Raw genomic sequence first — 7,598 nt, 5'->3', positions numbered from 1 at the left:
CGATGGTAGTGTGGGAGATTCCCATGTGAGAGTAGGTCACCGCCAAGTTTATTCGTATGAACCCCTGATGTGAGAGCGTCAGGGGTTTCTGCGTTTTGGGACTAAGCTATGAAAATAAAATGTGATGAATATCTCAAGATAAAGTTTATGTATTTGGTCACGTAAAAAGTTTTTGATACCCTTTTTTAAGCTCTTGATATTATTTTGAGCAAAAGGAGATTCTTAATGGCTAAAGATGCAATTGCTCATGTACGTAAACTTGATGGATTACAGCAATTACTTATTGATCACCTACTAGAAACCTCTACTATCTCTGGGCAACTTGCCGCAAAACTGAATTTAGGTTTGGTTGGTGAATTACTCGGACTCATGCATGATTTCGGTAAATATTCCCAAGATTTCCAAGAATATATCAAAAGCGTAACCGGCATTAATCCCGACGCAGATGATTATGTTTTGCCCAATGGCAAAAAAATTGACCATTCCACCGCCGGTGCGCAATGGGTTTACCGCGAATTAAGAAAATTCGGTGCAGCGCAGGGCATCGGCGAATTGTTCGGGCAAATGCTGGGGTTGTGCATTGCATCGCACCACGGCGAAGGTTTGATTGACTGTTTGGACGGCGAAGGTAACGCCGTTTGGAAAAAGCGGTTTGAAAAGGATGATGAACTGACGCATTTGATAGAATGCGAGCAAAATGCCGATGAAGCCGTTCAACAGAAAGCACGTGAATTGGCAGGAGAAAACCTGATTCGCAGTCTGCTCAAAGCGGTGAAACCGATTCTTTCCGACCCAGTAAGCAACGACAAAATCAAAGAGTTTTACCTCGGCTGCCTAACCCGTTTCCTGTTTAGCTGCCTGATTGATGCTGACCGTATCAACAGCTCGGATTTTGAGCGGGAGGCGCAGAAAAAAGTCCGTCGCTTGACTGAAAAACCAGATTGGCAATCGGCGATTGATAAATTGGAAGCCAAATTAGCAGGTTTTGAAAACCGTTATCCCATTGACGAAATCCGCCGTCGAATTTCAGACGACTGCCTAAAAAGAGCAGCCGATTCTCAAGGTATTTATACGCTGACTGTGCCGACCGGTGGCGGCAAAACATTGGCCAGTCTGCGCTATGCCCTCCATCATGCGCAAAAGCATAATCTTGATCGCATTATCTACATCATTCCCTATACTTCCATCATTGATCAAAATGCCCAAGCCGTGCGCGAAATTCTCGGCGAAGATTGGGTGCTCGAACACCATTCCAATTTAGAACCCGAAAAGCAAAGCTGGCAGGACAAACTGCTGTCCGAAAACTGGGATAAACCTATTGTGTTTACCACTATGGTGCAGTTTTTGGACGCATGGTTCGGTGGTGGTACGCGCGGCGCGCGCCATATCCACCCGATGACAAATAGCGTCTTGATTTTTGACGAAATCCAAACCCTGCCCGTGAAATGCGTACATTTGTTTTGCAATGTACTGAACTGGTTGACGACGTTTGGCAAAAGTACGGCGGTTTTGTGCACGGCGACGCAGCCTTTGCTCGGCGAGTCGGGCTTGCAGAACTTCTCTGAAGGCAAAAGGGAAAGCATTGCTGCACGAGGTTTGTTAAAGCAGCCTGCAAATACCGAAATCATGGGCAAGCATCAGGATTTGGACAAATTGTTTGCTGATTTGTCGCGCGTAAAAATCCGATTCAACGAAAAAGCAGGTGGCTGGAATGTGGCAGAGGCGGGCGCGTTTTTACTGGAACAGTTTCGGACTCAGACGCCCCCAAGTTGCCTGTTTATCGTCAATACTAAAAAATGGGCGCAGAAGCTTTATCAGTATTGCAAGGGACAGAACGTGCCACCCGAAGCCATATTTCATTTAAGTACCAACCAATGCGCGGCGCACCGCAAAGCGATTTTTGACACCATCAAAGCTCGTCTGAAAAACAAACAACCCGTTATCTGCATCAGCACCCAGTTGATTGAAGCCGGTGTGGATATTTCCATGGCTTGCGTGATTCGCGCCTTGGGCGGGCTGGATAGCATTGCTCAGGCGGCGGGGCGTTGCAACCGGCACGGCGAGAAAGAAGGTAAAGGGCAGGTTTGGGTGTTGAATTTGCAAGAACAGGATTTTACGCGGATATTACCCGATATTCAGGTAGGCAAAACCCATGCCGAACGCGTGTTTCGCGATTTTGCCGGACAGGACATTTTGCAACCCGCCGCGATGGAGCGTTATTTTGAATATTATTTTTACCAGCGCAGCGATGAAATGTCGTATTCCGTCAAAAACAGCGCAACAGGTTCACTGCTGGATTGGTTGAGCAATAACGCGCTAAATCCTTATGGCGAGAAAAACAATAAAAGAAGCAAACCGTTGCCGCTGCTGATGCAATCCTTCAAAAGTGCAGGGCGTGCCTTCCAAGCCATAGACGCGCCGACCCATGCCGTCATCGTGCCGTATGGCGAAGGCGCGGAACTCATTGCCAAACTCTGTGGCGAATGGGATCCGAAAGAAATGCACCGCACTTTGCAAAAAGCCCAGCGTTACAGTGTGAACGTCTTCCCCAACGTTTGGGGTAAATTGCAAAAAGAAAACGCCCTGCATGAAACCATTGAAGGCTCGGGCATTTATTATCTGAATGAACGCTATTACAACGATGAATTCGGTTTGTCTTTGGATGAAACAAGCGAAATGACTTTTTACGACTTATAGGAGCAATATGGACAGCAAAATCAGTTTCCGCGTATGGGGGCGGCAAGCCTTGTTTACCGACCCCGTTACCAAAATCGGCGGCGAAAAATTCAGCTACCAAGTACCGACATACGAAGCCATTAAAGGCATCGTTAAAAGTATTTATTGGAAACCCACCTTGATTTGGCATATCGACCGCATCCGTGTGATGAAACCCATCCGCACCCAAAGCAAGTCCACCAAGCCGCTAGATTGGAACGGCGGCAACACTTTGGCGATTTACACCTTTTTGCAGGACGTGGAATACCAAGTGGAAGCTCATTTTGAATGGAATGAGCATTGGGAAGAATTGGCAGGCGACCGCAATTTCGGCAAACATATCGCCATTGCTAGAAGAATGTTGGAACGCGGCGGGCGGCAGGATATTTTTCTCGGCACGCGCGATTGCCAAGGCTATGTCGAGCCTTGCGAGTTTGGCAGCCCAAGTCGAGATGGAAAAGCAGGCTTTTACGATGAAATCGATAATTTGGATTTTGGCCTGATGTTCCACAGTTTTGGCTATCCCGAAGAAACTGGAAAGCTCGAATTGGTCAGCCGCTTTTGGATGGCGAATATGCAAAACGGTATGATTGAATTTCCAAGTGTCAACGATACAGAAGGCCGTCTGAAAACCCGATTTATCCGAAAAATGCAGCCTGAAAAACCGTTCAAGCGCGGCGAAAATGTCAAGTCTGTGGAAGATGAAGCCAAGGAGCTGGGATTATGAGCTGGATGCAGAAACTTTATCGGACGTATAACGAAATTGAGAAGAATCCAAACTTATCGGATTCGGAAAAAGAAAAACTAGCACCATTATGGTACAGCCCGCAAACTGCCCATATTCAAATTACTTTGGATGGAGATGGAAAGTTTCTTGGAGCTAGGGTTTTAACCGATAAACCGATTATCATGTTGCCCGTAACGGAAAGCTCAGAGGGACGGACAAGCGGTTTGGCTCCCCATGCTTTGGCGGATAGCTTGCAATATATCGCAAAAGATTTGGGACTGATTTATCAAAAAGAAGTCATTACAGAAATCGAAGGGAAAAACGGTAAAAAGAAAAAAACAAAAAGCAAACATGAAGACTTGATTTTCAATCTGTATGCAGAACAGCTAGATAAATGGTGTGCAGCGATAGATAACAAAAAGGTATTGGCAATACAAAAATATGTTCACAAGGGAACGGTATTAGCCGATTTGATAAAAGAAAAAGTCATTCCCGTAGATGATAACGGCGAGTTGCTGACAAATTGGATTGAAAGGGAAAACAAAGACAAGCAAAAACCTGAATTGTTTAATGTTTTAACTAAGGAGCAAGGGAAATTTGAAATCCGAAAAGCCCTTGTTGTTTGGTCAGTGCAAATACCTGGTGATTTTGTTCCTGAAACCTGGAAGGATAAGGAAGTCCAGAAAAGTTGGGGAAATTATTACCAACAGACTTTAAAAAGCCAATTTTGCACAATAACAGGGAATGAACAGAAAATTCGTGAAAGTCATCCCGCAAAATTGCTTTATTCAGGCGACAAAGCAAAATTGATTTCTTCCAATGATAAGGAAGGATTTACCTACTTAGGTCGATTTGAAGAAGCTAACCAAGCAACAACAATTTCGGCTGAAGTATCGCATAAGGCTCATGCCGCACTTAGGTGGTTGATCGATAGGCAAACTACTGCACGAAATAATGAACAAGTTACCGTCGCCTGGGCAATCAGCGGCAAACCTATTCTGTCGCCGATGAAAGACATTTCCGCCGAACTGAATTGGGCGAATATGGACAACTGGGACATAAGCGCGGTTGAAAATCCTGATGAATTTTCATCGCAAACATCATCTGAACAGCCGTCCCCCGATTGGTCGGTGAATATCGGGCGTGCTGCTGCACAAATTATCAAAAAGAAACTGCACGGCTATCAGGCAGAATTGAAAGCACACGAACAAATCTCCCTGATTATGCTCGATTCTGCCACGCCAGGGCGCATGGCACTGACTTATTACCAAGAATTTCTGCCTGCCGACTATTTTGCCAATTTGGATGCATGGATTGACGATTTCTCTTGGTATCAGCGTTACAGTATTGAGCAACCGAACGCTAAAAAATCAGATAAAAAGAAAACCCTTTGGGCTTTCGTTCCCCCGTCGCCTTACAGCATTGCCGAAGCCGTGTACGGCAAATCCCTGTCCGATACGCTCAAAAAACAGCTTTATGCCCGACTTCTGCCTGTTATCGCAGGCGGAACATCCGTGCCGATTCCTGAAGATTTGGTGCGCCAAAGTTTTCAGGCAGCCTGTAACCCTAATGGCTGCGAAAACTGGGAATGGCAAAGAAACATCGGCGTCGCCTGTGCCCTATACAAAGGCTGGCGCGTCCGTCATCACGATTTATCACAACGGAGAACTTACCTTATGAGTTTGGATACCCAAAACCGCTCGCGCGATTATTTGTATGGCCGATTAATTGCACAAGCAGAAAGCATGGAGTGGTATGCCTTATATTTACAAAATGGCAAAAAAACACCTACTCGTGCGACTAACGCAGAACGTTATTTCCAACAGTTTGCACAAAGGCCATATAGCACATGGAGAAACCTTGCAAGTGAGAAATTGGTGCCGTATCAAAATTATCTAACTAGTCAAGGAAAAGATTTCTATAAGCAAGCTATTGGTGAAATTATGGAGCTTTTCCAAAGGGATGATTATGTTTGTGATGACAAATTAAGTGGCGAATTTCTCTTGGGCTATCATTGCCAAAAAATGGAAAATGCCCGCGAAATTGCCAAACGTAAAGCAGCTAAAGCTAGCAAAGCCAAACCAACAGAAACCAATTAATCTTTTTATGGAGAATGAAAAATGTCTTTAACTAAAAAAATCGACTTTGCCTTAATTCTGAAAGTAACTAACGCCAACCCTAACGGCGACCCTCTAAACGGCAACCGCCCGCGTGCCGATTTTCAAAATTATGGTGAAATGACTGATGTGTGCCTGAAACGCAAAATTCGCGACCGCCTACAAGATAATGGTGAAAGCATTTTCGTGCAGTCAGATGAAAAGAAAACAGACGGCATGACTAGTCTAAAAGGTCGTGCAGAATCAGAAGAATATGGTTTAGGTAAGAAAGCCTTTGAGGTTAAAAAAGGAATTGAAGGAAACAAGCAAAAAGATCACACCAAGAATCAGGCTTGTCAGAAATGGTTTGATGTTCGTGCATTCGGACAAGTTTTTGCTTTTGGCAAAGGGGATGAAGGTGGAAGCGGTGTTTCAATCGCTATCCGAGGACCGGTAACCATTCAATCTGCATTTAGCGTTGCGCCCATTAGTATTACAAGCAACCAAATTGTGAAGAGCGTCGATAGTGATGAAAAGGAAGGAAAAAATGCACGTATGGGCATGAAACACCGTGTCGATAACGGCGTGTACGTTGCCTTCGGTGCAATGTCGCCGCAGCTTGCCGAGCGCACCGGCTTTTCAGACGACGATGCCAAAAAAATCAAAGCCGTATTCACCAAACTCTTTGAAGGCGACGCATCATCTGCCCGCCCCGAAGGCAGCATGCAGGTGCTGAAACTCATCTGGTGGGAACACAACAGCAAAGCAGGGCAATACTCTTCCGCCAAAGTGCACGGTAGCCTAAAAGTGAATACCGATGGCAGCTACGAACTGGAAAACCTTGATGGTTTAACTCCGCAGGAAATCGACGGCTTCTAAAATATTCAAAAAATGACCGCACTTTCAACCAAAACCCAAGGGGAAAATCAGGACACGCGCCTGATTCCCCTTTCCGCCCTGCAACACTACGCCTTCTGTCCTCGCCAATGTGCCTTGATTCACAACGAGCAGGCGTGGGCGGAGAACTATTTGACTGCGCAAGGTAAGGCGCTGCACGAGCGGGTGGATTCGGGCGAACCGGAAACGCGCAAGGGCGTGCGCTTTGAGCGGACGGTGCATGTATCTGCGGAGAAACTGGGCATCAGCGGCGTGTTGGATTTGGTGGAAGTGGAAACGAAAACAGGTCGTCTGAAACCCGTGGAATACAAACGTGGCAAGCCCAAACCCGACCCAATGGACGAAATCCAGCTTTGCGCCCAAGGCTTGTGCTTGGAAGAAATGACGGGGCAAACCGTCTCTGAGGGCGCGCTGTGGTATATGCAAACCCGCCACCGCGTTCCCGTCGTGTTTTCAGACGACCTGCGCGCCCAAACACTCGCCACCATCGCCGCCGTGCGTGAACTTCTAAACAGCGGACAAACCCCGCCGCCCGACTACGGCAAACGCTGCAAAGCCTGCTCGTTGGTGGAAATCTGCCAGCCGGCGTTGCTGGGGAAACTGGATAGGAGTGTGGGGTATATTGAGGAGATGTTTGGGAATTGAGTGAATATTTAAATAAGCTTAATTATAACCATATTGTAGGTGATTTTATGAAAATAAAAATGCAAAGAGTTTTTTATCCTGTAGGACAGGGAGGATTTTATAGTGAATCATTTTCAACAGAAAATAGTAAATTTAATGTTGTGTATGATTGTGGTTCAGTATCAAAAGGTATTGATAAAGTAATTTCAAATAGTTTCGATAAAAATGAAGATATAGATATTTTATTCATTTCTCACTTTGATAATGATCATGTTAATAAAATTAAAATTTTAAAAAATAGGGTGCGAAAAATAAAAAATGTAGTCATGCCTTTGCTCTCTGATGAGAACAAGTGTATTTTGCTAGCTTTATATGAGTCATTAGGTAAAGATTATGAGAGTTCTATAGAAATTATTAGTAATCCAGGTGTATTTTTTGGTGATGATACAAAAATTATTCATATTAAGGAAGTTAAGGAAGTTAAGGAAGTTAAGGAAGTTAAGGAAGTTAAGGAAGTTAAGGAAGTTAAGGAAGTTAAG

5 protein-coding genes and 1 pseudogene are annotated in these 7,598 nt (G+C 45.0%); all 6 read left to right on the top strand.

The genetic code is table 11. The features are described from left to right. The first annotated feature begins 225 nt into the window (after positions 1-225). A complete protein-coding gene (gene cas3, locus QZ106_RS08110) occupies positions 226-2,697 on the top strand; it encodes a CRISPR-associated helicase Cas3' (protein ID WP_295976302.1) in 2,472 nt (823 codons plus the stop codon). A gap of 7 nt (positions 2,698-2,704) precedes the next feature. Beyond that, positions 2,705-3,442 (top strand): type I-C CRISPR-associated protein Cas5c, encoded by a 738-nt coding sequence (gene cas5c, locus QZ106_RS08105; RefSeq protein ID WP_295976300.1) that lies wholly within the window; start codon positions 2,705-2,707, stop codon positions 3,440-3,442. Beyond that, entirely contained in the window at positions 3,439-5,541 is a 2,103-nt protein-coding gene (cas8c, locus tag QZ106_RS08100) for a type I-C CRISPR-associated protein Cas8c/Csd1 (RefSeq protein ID WP_295976298.1), read from the top strand. The genes cas5c and cas8c overlap by 4 nt, the downstream gene beginning before the upstream one ends. Before the next feature lie 21 nt (positions 5,542-5,562). After that, on the top strand, positions 5,563-6,417 hold the full coding sequence (gene cas7c / locus QZ106_RS08095) for a type I-C CRISPR-associated protein Cas7/Csd2 (protein ID WP_295976297.1): 855 nt from the start codon (positions 5,563-5,565) through the stop codon (positions 6,415-6,417). A 12-nt stretch (positions 6,418-6,429) separates the two neighbouring features. Beyond that, positions 6,430-7,080, top strand: coding sequence for a CRISPR-associated protein Cas4 (gene cas4, locus QZ106_RS08090; RefSeq protein ID WP_295976296.1), 651 nt, complete (start codon positions 6,430-6,432; stop codon positions 7,078-7,080). After that, a pseudogene (locus QZ106_RS08085) lies at positions 7,077-7,598 on the top strand (hypothetical protein); the annotation flags it as partial. The gene cas4 and the pseudogene QZ106_RS08085, both read left to right, overlap by 4 nt.

Origin of the sequence: uncultured Aggregatibacter sp. (assembly GCF_901873365.1) — a bacterium.
Classification (GTDB): domain Bacteria; phylum Pseudomonadota; class Gammaproteobacteria; order Enterobacterales; family Pasteurellaceae; genus Aggregatibacter.
The sequence above is the reverse complement of the archived record's forward strand: the minus strand, read 5'-3'. Positions and strand labels throughout refer to the sequence as shown.